Annotated in this window: 13 protein-coding genes; 3 read left to right on the top strand and 10 right to left on the bottom strand. The window is 63.2% G+C overall.

Features of this window, described 5'->3' with window-relative positions; genetic code table 11:
• Positions 1 to 11 precede the first annotated feature (11 nt).
• The 10 genes from ACTJKX_RS08535 to ACTJKX_RS08490 form a co-directional block, all read right to left on the bottom strand.
• On the bottom strand, positions 12 to 884 hold the full coding sequence (locus tag ACTJKX_RS08535) for an ABC transporter permease (protein ID WP_440724988.1): 873 nt from the start codon (positions 882 to 884) through the stop codon (positions 12 to 14).
• Positions 865 to 1,998 carry a glycosyltransferase family 4 protein gene (locus ACTJKX_RS08530; RefSeq protein WP_440724987.1) on the bottom strand — a complete coding sequence of 378 codons (1,134 nt, stop codon included), beginning with the start codon at positions 1,996 to 1,998 and terminating at the stop codon, positions 865 to 867. Before ACTJKX_RS08530 ends, ACTJKX_RS08535 begins: the two co-directional genes overlap by 20 nt.
• Positions 1,949 to 3,763 carry an asparagine synthase (glutamine-hydrolyzing) gene (gene asnB / locus ACTJKX_RS08525; protein ID WP_440724986.1) on the bottom strand — a complete coding sequence of 605 codons (1,815 nt, stop codon included), beginning with the start codon at positions 3,761 to 3,763 and terminating at the stop codon, positions 1,949 to 1,951. Before asnB ends, ACTJKX_RS08530 begins: the two co-directional genes overlap by 50 nt.
• Positions 3,764 to 3,803: 40 nt before the next feature.
• Positions 3,804 to 4,448 carry a hypothetical protein gene (locus tag ACTJKX_RS08520; protein WP_440724985.1) on the bottom strand — a complete coding sequence of 215 codons (645 nt, stop codon included), beginning with the start codon at positions 4,446 to 4,448 and terminating at the stop codon, positions 3,804 to 3,806.
• A complete protein-coding gene (locus tag ACTJKX_RS08515) occupies positions 4,445 to 6,655 on the bottom strand; it encodes a GumC family protein (protein WP_440724984.1) in 2,211 nt (736 codons plus the stop codon). Before ACTJKX_RS08515 ends, ACTJKX_RS08520 begins: the two co-directional genes overlap by 4 nt.
• Before the next feature lie 40 nt (positions 6,656 to 6,695).
• Positions 6,696 to 8,084, bottom strand: a complete 1,389-nt coding sequence (locus ACTJKX_RS08510; RefSeq protein ID WP_440724983.1) for an O-antigen ligase family protein — start codon at positions 8,082 to 8,084, stop codon at positions 6,696 to 6,698.
• Between the two features lie 169 nt (positions 8,085 to 8,253).
• Positions 8,254 to 8,790 carry a transcription termination/antitermination protein NusG gene (nusG, locus tag ACTJKX_RS08505; protein WP_440724982.1) on the bottom strand — a complete coding sequence of 179 codons (537 nt, stop codon included), beginning with the start codon at positions 8,788 to 8,790 and terminating at the stop codon, positions 8,254 to 8,256.
• Between the two features lie 127 nt (positions 8,791 to 8,917).
• Positions 8,918 to 9,595 (bottom strand): hypothetical protein, encoded by a 678-nt coding sequence (locus ACTJKX_RS08500; protein ID WP_440724981.1) that lies wholly within the window; start codon positions 9,593 to 9,595, stop codon positions 8,918 to 8,920.
• Positions 9,596 to 9,608: 13 nt separating this feature from the next.
• Positions 9,609 to 10,973 carry an outer membrane beta-barrel protein gene (locus ACTJKX_RS08495; RefSeq protein WP_440724980.1) on the bottom strand — a complete coding sequence of 455 codons (1,365 nt, stop codon included), beginning with the start codon at positions 10,971 to 10,973 and terminating at the stop codon, positions 9,609 to 9,611.
• Between the two features lie 29 nt (positions 10,974 to 11,002).
• Positions 11,003 to 11,593, bottom strand: a complete 591-nt coding sequence (locus ACTJKX_RS08490) for a polysaccharide biosynthesis/export family protein (protein WP_311936635.1) — start codon at positions 11,591 to 11,593, stop codon at positions 11,003 to 11,005.
• 243 nt (positions 11,594 to 11,836) lie between these two features.
• Between ACTJKX_RS08490 and ACTJKX_RS08485 the strand changes: the two genes are divergently transcribed.
• From ACTJKX_RS08485 to ACTJKX_RS08475, 3 genes are all read left to right on the top strand, one after another.
• Entirely contained in the window at positions 11,837 to 12,550 is a 714-nt protein-coding gene (locus tag ACTJKX_RS08485) for a metallophosphoesterase family protein (protein ID WP_440724979.1), read from the top strand.
• Positions 12,551 to 12,951: 401 nt separating this feature from the next.
• Complete coding sequence (locus ACTJKX_RS08480; RefSeq protein WP_440724978.1) at positions 12,952 to 14,232, top strand: sugar transferase; 1,281 nt, start codon at positions 12,952 to 12,954, stop codon at positions 14,230 to 14,232.
• 21 nt (positions 14,233 to 14,253) lie between these two features.
• On the top strand, positions 14,254 to 15,498 hold the full coding sequence (locus ACTJKX_RS08475; protein WP_440724977.1) for a glycosyltransferase family 4 protein: 1,245 nt from the start codon (positions 14,254 to 14,256) through the stop codon (positions 15,496 to 15,498).
• The last annotated feature ends 196 nt before the right edge of the window (positions 15,499 to 15,694 follow it).

The following is a 15,694-nucleotide window of genomic DNA, read 5'->3' as shown; positions in this document are numbered from 1 at the left end:
TTCGTTGGACCTCAGAGGATATCCGCAAAGCGCCTCTCCACCCGTTCGAAATACCACACGCCGAGGACGAAGAGCCCGAGCGACAGGAGCAGCGAGAGGCCGATCGACAGCCAATCGAAAGGATGCCCGAGAAACGCCGAGCGAAAACCTTCCACCAGCCCAGCCATGGGGTTGAGGAACAACAGCCAGCGCCAGGCTTCGGGCACCAGGCTGGCCGGATAGACGACCGGGGTGGCGAACATCCAGAACTGCAACAGGAAGGGAACGACGAAGCGGAAATCGCGATAGGTGGCCGTAAGCGCCGAAAGCCCGGTGCCGACGCCCAACGCGCAGAGAATGACCCCGACCATCAGGAGAGGAGCCACGAGAAGGTTGATGCTCCAGCCGACACCATAGATCAGCATCATCACCAGCAAGAGCGCGGTCGTGACCAGGAAGTCGACGAGGCCGGCCCCCGTGGAGGCGAGCGGGATGATCAGGCGCGGGAAGTAGACCTTGCTGATCAGATTGACGGATCCGACCAGCGATCCTGCCGCAGCGGTCAGGGCGTTGGAGAAGAAGACCCAGGGCAGCAGGCCCGCATAGACGAAGATCGGATAGGGCGAACCGTCGGTGGGAATCTTGGCGAGATGCCCGAACAGCACCGAGAAGATCAGCATCAGCAAGAGTGGCTGGATGATCGCCCAGGCGAAGCCCAGCACGGTCTGCTTATAGCGGACCTTGATATCGCGCTCCGTCAGCACCCAGGCGAGGTCGCGATAACGCCAGATCTCGTAAAGGTCGGTGAAACGCCATAGCCGGTCTGGAACGATGAGCGTGACCGCCGGGGTTGGCTCCGGCGGAGGCTGGTTGCCCCTAATTGGATCAGAATCGGCTTGATACAAGATGGTCGACCTGTGCGGCGAAATGCGGGAAGGCAAAGCGACTGGGATGCTCCGGCGTGGGCCTGCCTTGATCGAGACAGGCGATGATCGCCTCGGCGAGGTTTTGGGGGGCGCTGGCGTCGACGAGCGTGCCGAGTTCTCCCTCCGCCAGGGCATCGGTGCTGCCATCGCCCTTGGCTGCGACGATCGGCAGTCCCGCGGCGGCCGCCTCCAGAAAGACGATGCCGAAGCCCTCTCCGGTGCTCGGCATGGCGAAGACATCGGCCAGGCGATAGATGTCCGGCAATTCGGCCTGAGAAACCGGCCCGGTGAAGCGGATCAGCTCCGATACCCCCAGCCGCTGCCCGATCCCGGCGAGACGGTCGCGATCGTCTCCGTCGCCGGCGATGAGGTAGAGTATGTCCGGATAGCGGCTTCTGATCCAAGGCAGGGCCTCGATGACACGGTCATGGCCCTTGTAGCGCTCCTGCGAGGACAGGCGGCCCACGGTGAGGATCACCTTGCGTCCCCGCGTGCCGAGGCGATCGGTGAGACCGGTAGGCGGCGCGCCGGGCGAGAAGCGCTCGTCGAACGTATTCGGCAAGACGCGCAGGCGCTCCGGTTCGATGTCGCTCCAGGTGAGGGCACGATTTCGGGTCGCCCGGCTGACCGCGGTGATCAATCGGGCCTGCTGCACGGCCTGACGGATGGCGAGGTTCGGCCTGGCCCAGCTCTCGATGCCGTGCAGCTGCAGCCAGAGCGGCGTCCGTGCCAGCCTGGAGAGTACGGCCGCGAGCGGCGCCATGAAGAGGTGGCCGCAAAAGATCAGATCATAGCGATGCGAGGTCAACTGCCCGAACGCTGTCACACTATAGGCCAACCGGCCCGTCCGGGGGGCCAGTTGAACGACATGAGCGGGCAGGTCCGTCGAGGTGCCGGCCGACCGGGGCAGGACGACGATATCCCCGACGCTGGTACTTGCAGCCAGAGCGGTAAGGAAATCCCTGTTGTAGCGGGCAATGCCGCCCGGCATGCCCCAGCCATCGGAGAGCAAGGCTAATATTGTCAGCCGCCGCGGCGCCATGTCATGCGAACTGGCGATGGACGATGCGGCTCCAGTCGCGTGCCCAGCCATGCTGGGTTGCCTTGCGCGGGACGGGCATGGAACCAGGGGAGGACGCCTGCAACCACTGAGCGATCGGCAGGGCGAAACCGGTTTTGGGGCGATCGAGCACAGCCTGCGGCAGGATCTTTGCCGGTGCCTGGGCAAGCACCGTCTTGCCGGCACCTCCCCTCAGATCGAGCCGGGCCGAGCGCTCGAGCACTTCGCTGTCGACCAGGGGTGTCCGGATCTCGACCGAGTGCGCCATGCCGGCCCAATCGGCATCGCGGAGCAACTGGTTGCGCAGATAGAGGCTCGACTCCAGCGCGGCGACTCGGGCGAAGGGGTCCTTTGGCTGTCCGTGCAACTGGGCGTTGATCAGCTTCAGCGGTCCCAGACGGCGCAGGCCTACCTCGACGGTGTCGCGGTCGAGCACCTCGCCCAGTTCCCAGGGCAAATAGAGCCCACGCTTGAGCAGATAGGCGCCGGCATAGGATCCGCCATATTCAGGCAGGCCGGCGAGCTTGGGATGAAGGCGCAGCCGCTCGACGAAAGGTCTTCCCAGACGGCGCAGGCTCGTGCCGAGAAGCGGAACGCTTGAAGGAACCTGCAGGGTCCTCACCCAGCGGGGAATGTCCCGGAAGGAAGGGTAGCCGCCCAGAAGCTCGTCGCCGCCCAACCCCGACAGCACCGCCTTGAGGCCAAGCTCGCGGGCCGTCTTGGCGGCGAACCAGATGTTGAGGCCATCGATGCTGGGCTGGTCCATGGCCTCGAAGAAACGCGACAGATCAGTCTCGAACTCGCTTCTGGTGATCATGCGCGTAACATGGTGGGTGCCGTAGAAGCGGGCGGTGTCGGCGGCCGGAGACGTTTCGTCTGCTGGCGTGTCGGCAAATTCCTCAAATCCGATGGTGATAGTTTTGACCTGCCCGGCACCGGCATCGCGCATGAGGCCGACCAGGGCGCCGGAGTCGACGCCGGCCGAAAGAAAGGCACCGACCTCGACATCCCCGGCCAGATGGTGCCGCACGGAGTCCAGGGCAATGCCGGCAAAGGCTGCTGGGCTGTCGCGCCCCGCCTCCGGGTTTTGCTGTGCGGCGCCATAGACGGACGCGACATGGTGATAGTTGCGCGGCACCTGTGCGCCGGCCCGGTCGACCAGCATCGTCGAGCCCGCCGGCAGGGCTCGAACCGCGCGGAAGCAGGTGAAGGGCTCGGGCACGCTGCCGAAAAGGTAGAAGCCGACGTCGCCGGCCGGGTCGCGGTCGCGAGAGATGCCGCCTCCGGCAATCAAGGTTTTCACCTGGCTGGCGAAGCGGAAGACCCAGCCGTCATCGCTGTAATAAAGCGGTTTGATGCCATAGGGATCGCGCGCCAGGAACAGAGTACGGGCGGTCGTATCGTAGATGGCGAAGGCAAACATACCGCGCAGCCGCGTGACCATCCCCTCGCCGTAGCGGGTGTAAAGATGCAGCAGCACCTCGGTGTCGGACCAGGTCCTGAATTCGGCGCCTTCCTTTTGCAAGCCTTCGCGCAAGGCGAGGTGATTGTAGATTTCGCCGTTGAAGACGATGACATGACGGCCATCGGCGCTCGCCATTGGCTGCAAGGCACGATCCGCGAGATCGATGATCGCCAAGCGGCGATGGGCCAAGCCCAGTCGTTCCGCCGGATCGAACCATTCGCCACTGGCATCGGGCCCGCGCCGCGCCATGTGACGGCTCATGGCGCCCAGTTCCGGGCGGCTGATGGCGTTCGCCGCATAGTGATAGGCAAAGATGCCCGCGATGCCGCACATCAGGCAGGCTGCCATTGGCTGGCGTTAAGGCCTGCCGATATCATGGCATCGAGCCTTCCGACTGGGCTGGACCGAGGCCGAGATCGTCGAGTCTTGCTCGGCTCATGCTATCCGCCTGACGGAGCAGGGCGGTGAGCTCGGTACGGATGGCGGGAGTATTCGACAGAGCCAGGCGCATGACGAGCTTGTCCGAAGCCTCCAGGCGATCCCAGCCGCCGGCGATATCCTGCGCCGTGCGGCGGCGGAGGTCGTCGGGCAGGGCGGTCCATAGCGGCAAGGCAAAGAGGGCACGGCTCGCCATCGGTACCGATTCATTCGGTCCCGTGAGTGCCGACAGGCGCAGGGCCTGCTCGACCTCCTCCATGCCCTTTCCGGCGGCAAGCCGGGCGGTAGCCAGATCGAGCCAGGCACTGCTCGACAGAGGCTGGCGCTTCAGCAGGCGGACGGTGTCCTCGATCGTTCCGGTGGGCTGGGTCTGCGTGATGGCGGATTGCATGGCAGCTTCAGCCAGGGCACCGGTTTCCAGTGTCGCTGCAAAGGGTCGGAGAGAGGCCATGTCGCCAGTTTCTTCGGCCTGGCGCTCGGCGAGCGCATAACCGAGGACCGGGACCGAGCGCCAGACCGCAAAGCCGGCCACGGCTATGCAAAGAATCGCCGTGCCTGTTCGCATCAGCTGACCGCTCATTTCTCGTAATATTTCCGATAGTAGCGGCTGCCATAATAGTAGCCATAGGCAAAGCGGCCATATTTCTTGGCCTTGTCGTCCATGATGTGGTTGAACACGATGCCGGCCACCTTCTTCTGGCCGGCGATCTGGCGTAGCGATTGCTGCACCATTTCGCGGGCTGTCGCGGCCCAGCGCACGATATAGATCACCTTGTCGACCAGATTGGACACGATGACAGGATCGATCACCGGCCCCATGGGCGGCGTATCCACGATCACCACGTCGAATCGGCTGCGCACCTTCGCCATCAGAGCCTTCATGCGCTCGGAGGCCAGGAGATCAGGCTGGTTCTTGCTCTCGCCACCAGCGGAAAGCGCCCAGATCCGGTATCTCTCGCTGTAGAAGAGCGCCTGTTCGAGTCCGATCTCGCCCAACAGGCATTCGATCAGGCCGGGCGCCTTCTCCTTCCTCAATTGCGAGGAAGCCGAGGGATGGCGCAGGTCGCAATCGATGAAAAGCACATTCTGGCCCGATTGGGCCGCCGAGGTCGCCATCATCAGGGCGATCGTCGTCTTGCCTTCGCCCGGCAGGGTGGACGTTACCTGCACCACCTTGGGGGGATGATCGACATCGCTCATCTGCACGGCGCTGCGCAGCGAGCGTATCGCCTCCGAGCTGCGTGCCAAAGGCATTCGCAGGGGATATTCGGGCAGGCTGAGCAGCCGCCCATTCTCGTCCTTGGTGCGGGGCGAGAAGCGGGAGATCGAAGCGAGCAGCGGCATTTCGAGCAACGTTTCGATCTCGCGCGGCGTGGTGAAGCCGGCGTTCAGGGCTTCCCTCAGATAAGCCGCCCCGATGCCGACGATAAGCCCGAGAATGAGCGATGTCAGGATGATCTGGGTGCGCTTGGGGGAGGAGGGGATGCCGGGTGCCACCGCGGGCGTGATGATCCGTGCGTCGCGCGCCTCGAAGGTCGATTGTTCCTGGGTGAGGCGCGCGCGCTGCAGGAAATCCTCGAACAGGCTCTTGTTGACGGCGGCGGTTCGCTCGAGTTCGCGCAGGGTGATCGCCTTGGAGGCGTCGAGGTCGGATTGCCCGGAGGCTTCCTTCAAGGCCTGCTCGGCCGCGTCCTGGCGGGCCAGGGCAAGATTGTAGTTGTTCCGGACGTCGCTGGCGATCTGGCGCAGGGTGTTGGCGATGCTGCGACGAACATCGGACAATTGGGCGCGGACGTTCACGACCTGGGGATGGGCACCGGTATAGCGCGCCAGGAGGTCCGCCTCCTGGCGGGACAGATCGTTTTCCTGGCGCCGAAGATCGGCCAGGACACCGGAACTGGCCGCCTCGGGCAGAGCGTCGAGCTTGCCGCGCTCGGCCTGGATCTTGGTCAACAGATCCAGATGCGACTTTCTTTCCGCCGTATCGGCGCGCGCCGCCACCAGCCGGCCGTTCAATTGCGTGAGTTGCTCCTGGTTGAGCGACGCACCGGGCACGGCCTGCGCGAGATTGTTGTCGGCCCGGAACTTGGTCACCGCTTCCTCGGATAGGCGCAATTGCTGACGCAACTCCACCAGGCGGTCGTTCAGCCAGTTCGAGGCGCGCTTGGCCGCTTCGAAGCGGGCGTCGAGCTTGTCGACCACATAGGCATCGGCAATTGCATTGGCCAATTGCATGGCCCTGGCCGGGCTGTCCGACGTATAGGAAACGTTGATCACATAGGCCTGGCCGGCCCGCGAAATCACCACCGCATTCTTGAGGCCTTCGACCGCGGCGACCATGGCCGGCGACATCGCGTCGTCGGACTCGCCGCCAGGAGCCGGCTGTGCCGATGTTGAGCCGGCATTGGTCTGGGGCGGCTGGGCGGGGGTGCCGCTGCCGCCGAGCAGGCCTTCCTTGAGCACCACGCGCTTGAGCAGAACGGTGGAGCGCATCACAGCGATCTCACTCTCGACCACGGACAGATCGAGAGCGGTGTCGGTGTAGATGGAGTCCGGGCCTGCAGCCTTTTCCTTGCGAGGGTCCAGCAGCAGTTGGGTGGTGGCCGTATAGAGGGGCGTTTGCCGGGCGATATAGATTGCCCCCAGCAATCCGGCCAGGATGGTCCAGGCAAGGATGAAGGCCCATTGCCGCCAGACGAAGTTGACGGTGTCACGGATATCGAATCGGCCGCCCTGGGCTTCACTGTCCTCCAATCCGCGCAAGCTCGTGTCGAGACGGTTCAACATCTGGCGCAGCTCCGATGGTGATCAGGGATCCATCCGCAGTTCATGACAGTGTCCCATCCGACAGGTTCACGCTGGAACTGGCCCATTGGGACACGCCAGCGCCGAGCAAAGCCATAAAGGTCAACGAGATTGCCTGGATCTGCAGGCTGAAATCGACGAGCGCATGCACACCCAGCAATATGCCGGTGCCGACGGCGCAGATCAGCGGAGCCCGATGCCGGCGCCGGCGGAAGGCACCGACCACGCAAAGTCCGACAAGCCAGGCCACCAAGGCTATCATCATGGTTCCGAATACGAGGCCAAGTCCTTGCAAAACCTCAAGATAGGTGTTGTGTGCCTTGTCCCACACGCCCGTCGTCGAAATGGATTGATCGCGATAGACGGGAAAAATATCGGTAAAGGTGCCGTAGCCAAAACCCGACAGTGGGGCATCCTGCAGGGAACGGATCATGATGTCGTTGACGGCCGCTCGGCTGGTGTCGGTCAGGCCGGAGGCAGCGATACGCCCGAAGACGACGTCACCCATGAAGACGACTGCGCCTCCTAAAGCCAGCAGCGGCACGAGGAGCACGGAAATCCGCTGGAGGATGGATCCGTCCGAGCGCGGGAACGTCAGGACCAGCACGCAGGCAAGGCCTGCGGCCGTGGCGATGACGCCGCCACGCGAACCGGTTGCCATGAGGGCGCCGAGCGCCAGCAATCCTGCCCCGATCTCGATCCAATGGAACTGGGCGATCAGTCGAAGGAAACGGCCTGGCTGATGAGAACCGGTTGCGGATGCGGCTCTCAGCGCCCTGAGCCACAGGGTCAAGGCGATGATGACGCCGATGCCGGCATAGGCGGCCAGGCTGTTGCGGTTGATGAAGGTCGATCGCACCAGGCCGGGTGCGGGACCGTCGAGATAGGGGATGCTCGAAGCCTCGAAGACTGCAAGGTAGAGCCCCAGCGCTGCATAGACGGCGATGATGGCCATGATCGCATGGAGCAGCAGATGCGCCCGGGGCGCCGAGCGACAAAGCTGGAGCGCCAGCCAGAACACGCTGGCATCGGTGATCAGGCGAAGGAGCCCGAGCACGCTCGCGCCGGGGTCGACACTGATCGAGCCGGGGACGGGTTCGCCGAGCGCCTGGGCGGCCAGGGGCCAGATGGGATGAACCAGGGTGGGCGGCGTCCATGGCGAAATCTGCAGGAGGATCCAGGCGACGACACCAATGAAAAGGCCGATCGGGACCGAAAGATAGCGGGCAGCTACCGCATGAGGCCGGCCCAGGACGATCCGGCTGAGTTCGTAGGCGATCACCAGTCCGGGGAACAGGATGCCGTTCACGCCCCAAGCAATTGCGCGGTTGCTGCCGAGCCAGGCCGGGGCCCAGGCAAGGCCGAGGATGAGAGCGGCCAAGAGAAGCTTCTCGACAACGCCTGTCGTCATCCTCGTCTCTGCGCGAGACCTCAGGCGCTCATCCGCAAGCGTGCCGCTCGCCAATGCCACTCGCCCCGATCGCAACGATATCCGTTTTTGCCATGCTACCGCCGTTAGGGTGAAACGGTCTGTCTCACCCTCTATCCGACATCTGGAGGCCGGCAAAAGCCGGCCAGGGTCAAACTGCCTCCAACGCTCGCCGTGGCAGATTGATCTCGACAGCTCGGCCCATGATCTCCAGCAGAACGCGGGCGCGTTCATTGGGATCGAGGCGCATCAACGGGCCGATGCTTTCAGTAAATGGACCCAGCGTCACGCGAACCGTCTGCCCTTGTGCAAGATCGCGGTCGAGCCGGGCGACGCCCTCGGCATCGACATAGGTCAGGATCGTTTCGACCACGCCTTCGGGCACCGGGAGCGGCAGATTGGAGCCCATCACCACCTGCACCACGCCGATGGTGCCGTTGATCGAGCGCCAGCGTTCGCGTTCCAGATCGAGGCGTACGAACAGATAGCCTGGAAAGAGGGCGTGAAAGGCGGTGCGGCGCTTGCGCGCATGCAGGACGGTGCGAAGCGTGCGCGGCAGGAAAACCTCGAATCCCTGGTTCTCCAGATTGAAGCGCGCGGTCTGCTCCGAGCGGGCGCGTGTCTGCACGACATACCAGCGTTGCCCACGCATATTGGCCTGAAGCAGACTGGATAGGGCCCTGCTCATGATTGCAACCGGCGCAGGGAGCTGTTCCAGGCCTGCGTCCCCTCGATGGCGGCCTCAGGATTTGCAGACACGTCGTTGCTGAACAACATGAGCTCAGGCTCGCGGAAATGACCGAATCTGGCAACCATCAATTTCGACTTATCGGCAGGCCGGTAGGGGCTGACGAAGTCCAGCCTGCGGCGTTGTGGGGACTTTGATAGACGGGCGCAAAACAGCCCCTCGGGGCGCCCGAGGCCGTCGCCAACGCCGCGAATTGCTGGCGCGCAAGTGCGGTCAGGAGAGCGGTGAGCGTCTGGTTGGCGCATTGCATTGCGGCCCTGACGGGTGTGCCGCAGGTCAGTGGATAGGGTTTGACGTCAGCCTTTCCCGAAGAGCATTTTCCCCGGCTCGCAGAACGGGCGGCCATCGGCTTGAGACGGCGCAGCATCATGATCTTCTGAAGCCTGTCCATGCATCCGGCCCGGCATTGCGGACTGGATTCCGTCAATTCGTCGAAGGCATGCAGCAGGCCGCGGGCGATTGCCGCCATTTGCTCGGGATTGGAGCGATTGGCCAGGGCGATCAGCGCGAAGGCCTGTTCAGGCTGGGCGACGGCCATTCGATAGGCGGTCCCCTCCAGGGCCTGCCCGCCATGGGGATAGGCCGAAAGCAGCCTGAGCATTTCCGGCGCCAGGTTTTCCTGTGCCTGTTCGCAGCCTAGCGGGTCCGTTTCCGAAACGCAGGCCGGCGCCTGGGTCGATTGCGCCTGAGCAGCCGTAGCGAGCCACAAGCAGGCAAGAATTGGCAGCGTGAGCCTCGCCAGCATGGTTCTCGGCTCCCTAGTAATGGTAAGTCAATCCGAGTGAGACGACGTTCTGGTTGAATGAACTGTTGGAACTGAAAAGCGCTGCTTGCCTGTATTTCGAACTGGAACGGTTGAACTGGTATTCGACGGTGAGCGCCATGTTACGCCATAGATCATAGCGAAGCCCGGCGCCGGCCGACCAGACCTGAGTGTTGGTGAGATTGGAGACGGCGCTATAGCGCGTCTGGCCGTAGCCGCCCTGGACATAGGCGGACCACAGCTGCGACAGGGCATAATCGACCTGGAGCCGGGACTGGAATGTCCGGCCGGAAGCCGATTGCATGGCCTGTGTGACGCCACCATTGCCCGAGGGAAGCAGGACGGGGGTCTGCGAGAAGGAGAGCGACTGATCGACCGAAGCGGCAATGGTGAGGTATTGCGTCGGATAGTATGAAATCCGCCCGCCGAACGCCGGCTGGTTCGTCGAGCCGGAGATGCTGCGCGATCCGCTGCGAGCCTGGTACCCCACATAGATTTCGCCGCGCACGAGCCGGATCAGCTCCGAGCCGAGGCCTGTCGTCACATGGTAGACGGAGTCGCCCTTGACCTTCCTGTCATAGCGATGGAAATCGGCGCCGCCCTCGACGAAGGCATAGATCTGCGGGGTCAGCATGGTGGTGGCACGAAGCGCCACATAATAGTCCGTGCCATTGAACGGGGTGGGGAAGCCACTCCTTGCCGCGGCCTTGTCGTCGGGGCGATCGAAGCTGGCATAGATGACGCCGCCGGACAGGCGGATGGAGGTCTGATCGGTCACCTTCTTTTCGACCGCGACGCCGGCTTCGTAGGTATTGGTGAAAACCGAGGAATCGGTGAGGACGGCGCCCGGGCGCTGCCAGGTCTGGTAGGGCGATGACCAGAACCCCGGGCTGAACATGCCGTTGGCGCGGCTGAAGTCGCCGTGAAGCCGGATGGTGAGGTCCGGCAGGGGCGAATAGGTCCATGCCGCCCCGACCTTGGCAGTGATGCGGCTGCTGTCCTGGTGCGACGGGTAGAGCTGGAAATCGCCGTTGGCATAGACGGCAAGACGATGAATGCCGTCTTCCCATGCCGCGTCCAGGCGCGGTTGGATCTGTACCCCGAGGGATGATTGGCGGTTTCGGTCCTGGCCGTCGATGTCGATATTGTCGTTATAGACCGCGCCGAGGAACAGGGACGGATAGACCAGCCAGCCACCGAAGGGCAGTCCTTCGACGAAATTCGGGCTGGCGGTGATGCCCAGGGTTTCGGCCGTCGCCTGGCTGGGCGTGGCCTCGAGCGCCGATGCATGCCGCAAGCCAAAGCCCGGAATGAGCATCGCCACCGAAGCCAGGAAAACCAGTGACGTTGTGCGCTGCATGAATACCCCTGGCTCTCGGGTTCGAGCGACTAGAAGTAACGCATGGGGACGCGGATAAGATCGCCCGGCAGAACGGGAATATTCGATGAAATCGGGTATTTCTTGAACCCGTTTTCGCCGACATGCTGAATATCGATGTTGGATGTGCTGGCCCTGTAGGTCGTGCCGCCGGCCACGGCCAGGGCGCTCACGATATTCAGGCCGCTCTTATAGTCATATTCTCCCGGCTTGTTGACCTCTCCCAGAATATAGAAGGGCCTGAAGCTGGCGAGGTCCACGGTGACCTTCGGATCACGCAGATACTCGCCGCTGAATTTGGAGGCGAGCGTCCTTTCCATCTGCTGCTTGCTCAGGCCTGCTGCCTTCACCGTGCCGGCAAGCGGCAGGGAGACGAAGCCGGCCGGGTCGACCTGATATTCTCCGGTGAGACGGTCTTCCCCGAAGACCGTAACCCGGATCTTGTCGCCGGCCTGGATGTTCGGGGCTGCGACCGCTGCTTTCTGGATGAGGGCTTCCTGGTCGGCTTTCGAGGCAACGCCGACCGTGTCGTTTGCACAGGACGCGAGCAACAGGCAGAAAACCGCAATGAGTGCCGAAAATGGCCTCGATTGAATACCCATACGCGACACCCACAACCCCTCGCGCCTGAGATCGGATACATAAACAACGTAACGATAGGCGTAAGTGTGTTTTTTTGTCCAATAATTTCTCCCGCTTGCCTTACGCTTTATTTAGTTTGCTTAATGAACAAATTCGTCCGACCTATGAAGAAGGATGTTGATAGCTCAAGCATCGGGCATAATCTTCGTGCTATTTGATTATAATTCGTGGCATGGATGGCGGCGTTGCCAAAGGGAGAAGGCGTGTCAACTGTCCCGCCTGGAACGAGAATTTACGCCGTTGGTGACATTCATGGCCGCCGGGACCTGCTGCTGCGGATGGAACAGCGGATCCTGGCCGACCTCGATGGTGGTATCACCGAACCTCTGGTGGTTTTCCTGGGGGACTATGTCGACAGGGGTCCCGAATCGGCCGGCGTGATCGAGCATTTGTCCTCTTGCCGGTTCGGCGCGACCATCAAGGCCCTGCGCGGCAATCATGAGGATCTGCTGCTGTCCTTTCTCGATGACCCCGCGGTCCTCGAACGCTGGCGCAAGTTCGGCGGCCTGGAAACGCTTCACTCCTATGGGGTCGATGTCAGCGAAGCCCTGCGCGGGCGTGGCTATCGCCAGGTCCGCGAGCAGTTCGCCGCAAAGCTGCCCGCCGCCCATCGGCGATTCCTGGAAGACATGCCCCTGAGCCATAGTTGTGGTGACTATTTCTTCTGCCATGCCGGGGTGAAGCCGCGCATTGGCCTGGACCGGCAGGCAGGCGAAGACCTTTTGTGGATCCGGGACGAGTTTCTGAAGTTCGGCGGCAGCTTCGGCAAGATCGTGGTGCACGGTCATTCGCCCGTCTCCGAGCCGGAAATGCTCGCCAATCGGATCAATGTCGATACGGGGGCCTTTGCAACCTCGCGTCTCACCGCAGTCGTGCTGGAAGAGGCAGGCCGGCGCTTCTTGAGTGCCACACCATGAGGAGCGGCAAGCCGATTACGCGGCAACAAGACCTGCGACCGCAATTGGGGAAAGACAATGGTTCGGTGCGACCGCCTCGGAACTGGCAACCCTGTTTACGGGTTGGCAGCTTGACGTTGCTACAGTCATATTTATTCTGGGCTTGTAAGGAGCGTTGAATGCGGTCCCGAATCCCGACGTCGTATAGTCCACGTAAATTACGTCTGTCACTTTTCGACGTATTGTGGGTGATTGCCGCACCGATATTGACGCTGGCGTTGCGGGATATTGACCTCCTCGCCTGGCCGAACGTGCCATTCGACCTTCCGGGTCCCTATCTTTTTGTTTTTGTTACGATCGCATTTGCAATCCCGGCCTTGCTCATCTGTCGTGCCGGGGATGCCATCCGGAACACGTTTTCGGTGCCGGACCTCTATGCGATCGGCGCGGTGATTGCATTGACCATCAGCGCCAGCGGCCTGGTGCTTTTCATGCTCACGCGACTCGATGGCATCCCGCGCTCGACCCCGATCATCTACTCGCTCGTCCTGGGCGCTGGCCTGGTGGGTGGGCGGGCCTTCTCGAGGCTCGTTTCCCATGAGCGCGCCAGGGTCAGTGCCAAGCGCAACATCACCGATCTTCGCAAGGTCATCCTGATCGGCACGGATCAGTTCGCCTGGCTCGTGATCAAGCTCATCGAGAGCCAGGCGCCGGTCACCACGCAGATCATGTCGGTCCTCGACGAGGGACCGTCGGCGACGGGACGCTCGCTCAACGGCGTGCGCGTAGCCGGGCGCGTGGGCGATCTCGGACGCATCGTCGACGAATATGCCCTACATGGCGTGACCATTGATGCGGTGTGGCTGTCCATGGAGCCCGGCCAGTTGGAGACAGCCAGCCTCCGGTTCGTCACGGAAGAGTGTGGTCGCCGCGGCATCGCGCTCAAGAGCGTGGCACAGGCGCTGGACCTCACGCCCAAAGGCACTGCGGGGATGCCAGCCTTGCCCATGCTGGCGGCCCGGGATGCGCAGGCACAGCCTACGGCCGTGTTACGGCGCTATTTCGGCGTGAAGCGTGCCATCGACATCGTGGCCTCGATTGTCCTCATGCTGCTGCTGGCGCCCGTCTGGCTGCTGGTCGCCACGCTCGTATTGTTCGACGTTGGACGCCCCCTGCATTTCTGGCAGCAGCGGGTGGGACGGGGAGGCCGGCATTTCTTCATCTACAAGTTCCGGACCTATCACGCCCCCTACGACGCCAAGGGGCATGTGGTTCCCGGGCCCGAGCGTCTGTCGCCGATCGGGCGGTTCATCCGGAAGATGCGGCTCGACGAGATTCCGCAATTGTTGAACGTCCTTACGGGTGAAATGTCGTTGATCGGCCCGCGTCCGCTTCTGCCGGCGGACCAGCCGGCCAATCCCGGGCTCCGCCTTGCCGTGCGGCCCGGCATCAGCGGCTGGGCCCAGGTCAATGGCGGCAATCTCGTCACCAGCGAGGAGAAGGACGCCCTCGACGAGTATTACATCGACAATGCATCCCTCGCCCTGGACCTGAAGATTGCCGTCATGACCGTGATCTTCGTATTGGGCGGCGAACGGAGGGGAAGTGCTGCGCTCAATCGCGCCATGGCCGCGCGCAGGGGCAGAAAAGCTCTGGCGCGGGGCTTGGCGGAACAACACTCCCCCCCGACCTATCGACGTTGACCGGAACGGCAGCGATCCCGCATGGCTTCGAAACAGCGCCGCGTCCTCCTGGTCAATCGCTACTTCCATCCCGATACGTCCGCGACCAGCCAGATCGCGTCGGATCTGGCCGCCTTCCTGGCCGGGCAGGGCTGGGAGGTCGTCGCCATCACCGGTGCCGGCCGTTATGACGAACCCACCTGCAGGCTGGATCCCGAGGCGGTCCTGCCCGGTGTTGCGATCCACCGCGTCGGTCCGGTGACGGAGGCGAGCTCATCGCTCTTCCGGCGCGCCGGCGTTGCGCTCGCCGTTCACGCGGCCCTGGCCTTCGAGGTCTGGCGGCGCGCGCGGGCCGGCGATATCGTCGTGGTCAAGACCGATCCGCCGCTGCTTGGCGTCTCGCTGTTGCCTGTCGTCCTGGCGCGGCGCCTCAGGCAGGTCAACTGGCTGCAGGATGTCTATCCGGAAGTTGCGGCAGAGCTCGGCCTGAAGGCCGGCAAGGGGTTGCTGGGAGGTATCCTGCGCAGGCTGCGGAACGCCAGCCTTCGCCATGCTGTCATGAACGTGGCGGTCGGCGAGAGGATGAAGGCGAAGATCACCGGATTTGGCGTGCCGGCTGCCCAGGTCACGGCGATCTCCAACTGGTGTGATGACTGCAGCATCGTGCCGGCTGGCGGGGAGCCCAGTCGGTTGCGCCGTGACTGGGGACTGCAGGACAAGTTCGTGATCGGCTATTCGGGCAATCTCGGCCGGGCGCATGAGATCGACACACTCATCGGTGCCGCCCGCCTGCTGCGGGACGAGCCCGGGATCGCCTTCCTGTTCATCGGAAATGGCTATCTGACCCCTTACCTCAAGCGGGCCGTCGCCGAGCATAGGCTGGGAGCGATGTTTTACTTCCAGCCCTATCAGGATGCCGGCGCATTGCCGCAGTCCCTGACGGTACCGGATATTCACTGGCTGTCGCTCAATTCGCACCTGGAAGGCCTGATCGTGCCGAGCAAGTTCTACGGTATCGCCGCGGCCGGAAAGCCGATGATTGCGGTCATGGCCCCGGATGGTGAAATATCGAGCCTGATCCGCCGGTACGATTGTGGTGCCGTCGTCGTTCCCGGCGACAGCGCGGGCTTCGCGGCGACCGTCCGCCAATGGCGCGGCCGGCCTGATCTCCTGGCGGAGAAAGGGCGCTACGCGCGCGCCCTGATCGAGAGTGGGCTTGACCGGCGTTCCAGCCTGCACGCCTGGCAGAAGCTGTTGCTGTCAGTCGCGGGGCCGCCGAAAAGCTAGGTCGCAGCCATGGATGCGTGGCGCGGTGCCGTCGCTCCACTCATTCAAATTGCGGGCTGCGGTAGCTTTTTGCCAACCTGAGCGGGCAAGGTGAAATACCCCCGTCGCGGGCTGTTGCCTCGCCCGCTCGGGCCTGCTAGTCCTTTTGCAAGGGGATACGACATCTTTCGCTGAACTGGATGGCTCAATGCACCAG

This window comes from Labrys sp. 22185 (genome assembly GCF_052045555.1).
GTDB classification, from domain to species: domain Bacteria; phylum Pseudomonadota; class Alphaproteobacteria; order Rhizobiales; family Labraceae; genus Labrys; species Labrys neptuniae.
The sequence above is the reverse complement of the archived record's forward strand: the minus strand, read 5'-3'. Positions and strand labels throughout refer to the sequence as shown.

What these genes read in the sequence shown, in the direction of transcription:
- ACTJKX_RS08530 (WP_440724987.1), bottom strand. Translation starts at nt 1,998, where the DNA reads ATGGCTGGGCACGCGACTGGAGCCGCATCGTCCATCGCCAGTTCGCAT.
- ACTJKX_RS08475 (WP_440724977.1), top strand. Translation starts at nt 14,254, where the DNA reads ATGGCTTCGAAACAGCGCCGCGTCCTCCTGGTCAATCGCTACTTCCAT.
- ACTJKX_RS08495 (WP_440724980.1), bottom strand. Translation starts at nt 10,973, where the DNA reads ATGCAGCGCACAACGTCACTGGTTTTCCTGGCTTCGGTGGCGATGCTC.
- ACTJKX_RS08490 (WP_311936635.1), bottom strand. Translation starts at nt 11,593, where the DNA reads ATGGGTATTCAATCGAGGCCATTTTCGGCACTCATTGCGGTTTTCTGC.
- ACTJKX_RS08510 (WP_440724983.1), bottom strand. Translation starts at nt 8,084, where the DNA reads ATGACGACAGGCGTTGTCGAGAAGCTTCTCTTGGCCGCTCTCATCCTC.
- ACTJKX_RS08515 (WP_440724984.1), bottom strand. Translation starts at nt 6,655, where the DNA reads ATGTTGAACCGTCTCGACACGAGCTTGCGCGGATTGGAGGACAGTGAA.
- nusG (WP_440724982.1), bottom strand. Translation starts at nt 8,790, where the DNA reads ATGAGCAGGGCCCTATCCAGTCTGCTTCAGGCCAATATGCGTGGGCAA.
- asnB (WP_440724986.1), bottom strand. Translation starts at nt 3,763, where the DNA reads ATGTGCGGCATCGCGGGCATCTTTGCCTATCACTATGCGGCGAACGCC.
- ACTJKX_RS08500 (WP_440724981.1), bottom strand. Translation starts at nt 9,595, where the DNA reads ATGCTGGCGAGGCTCACGCTGCCAATTCTTGCCTGCTTGTGGCTCGCT.
- ACTJKX_RS08520 (WP_440724985.1), bottom strand. Translation starts at nt 4,448, where the DNA reads ATGAGCGGTCAGCTGATGCGAACAGGCACGGCGATTCTTTGCATAGCC.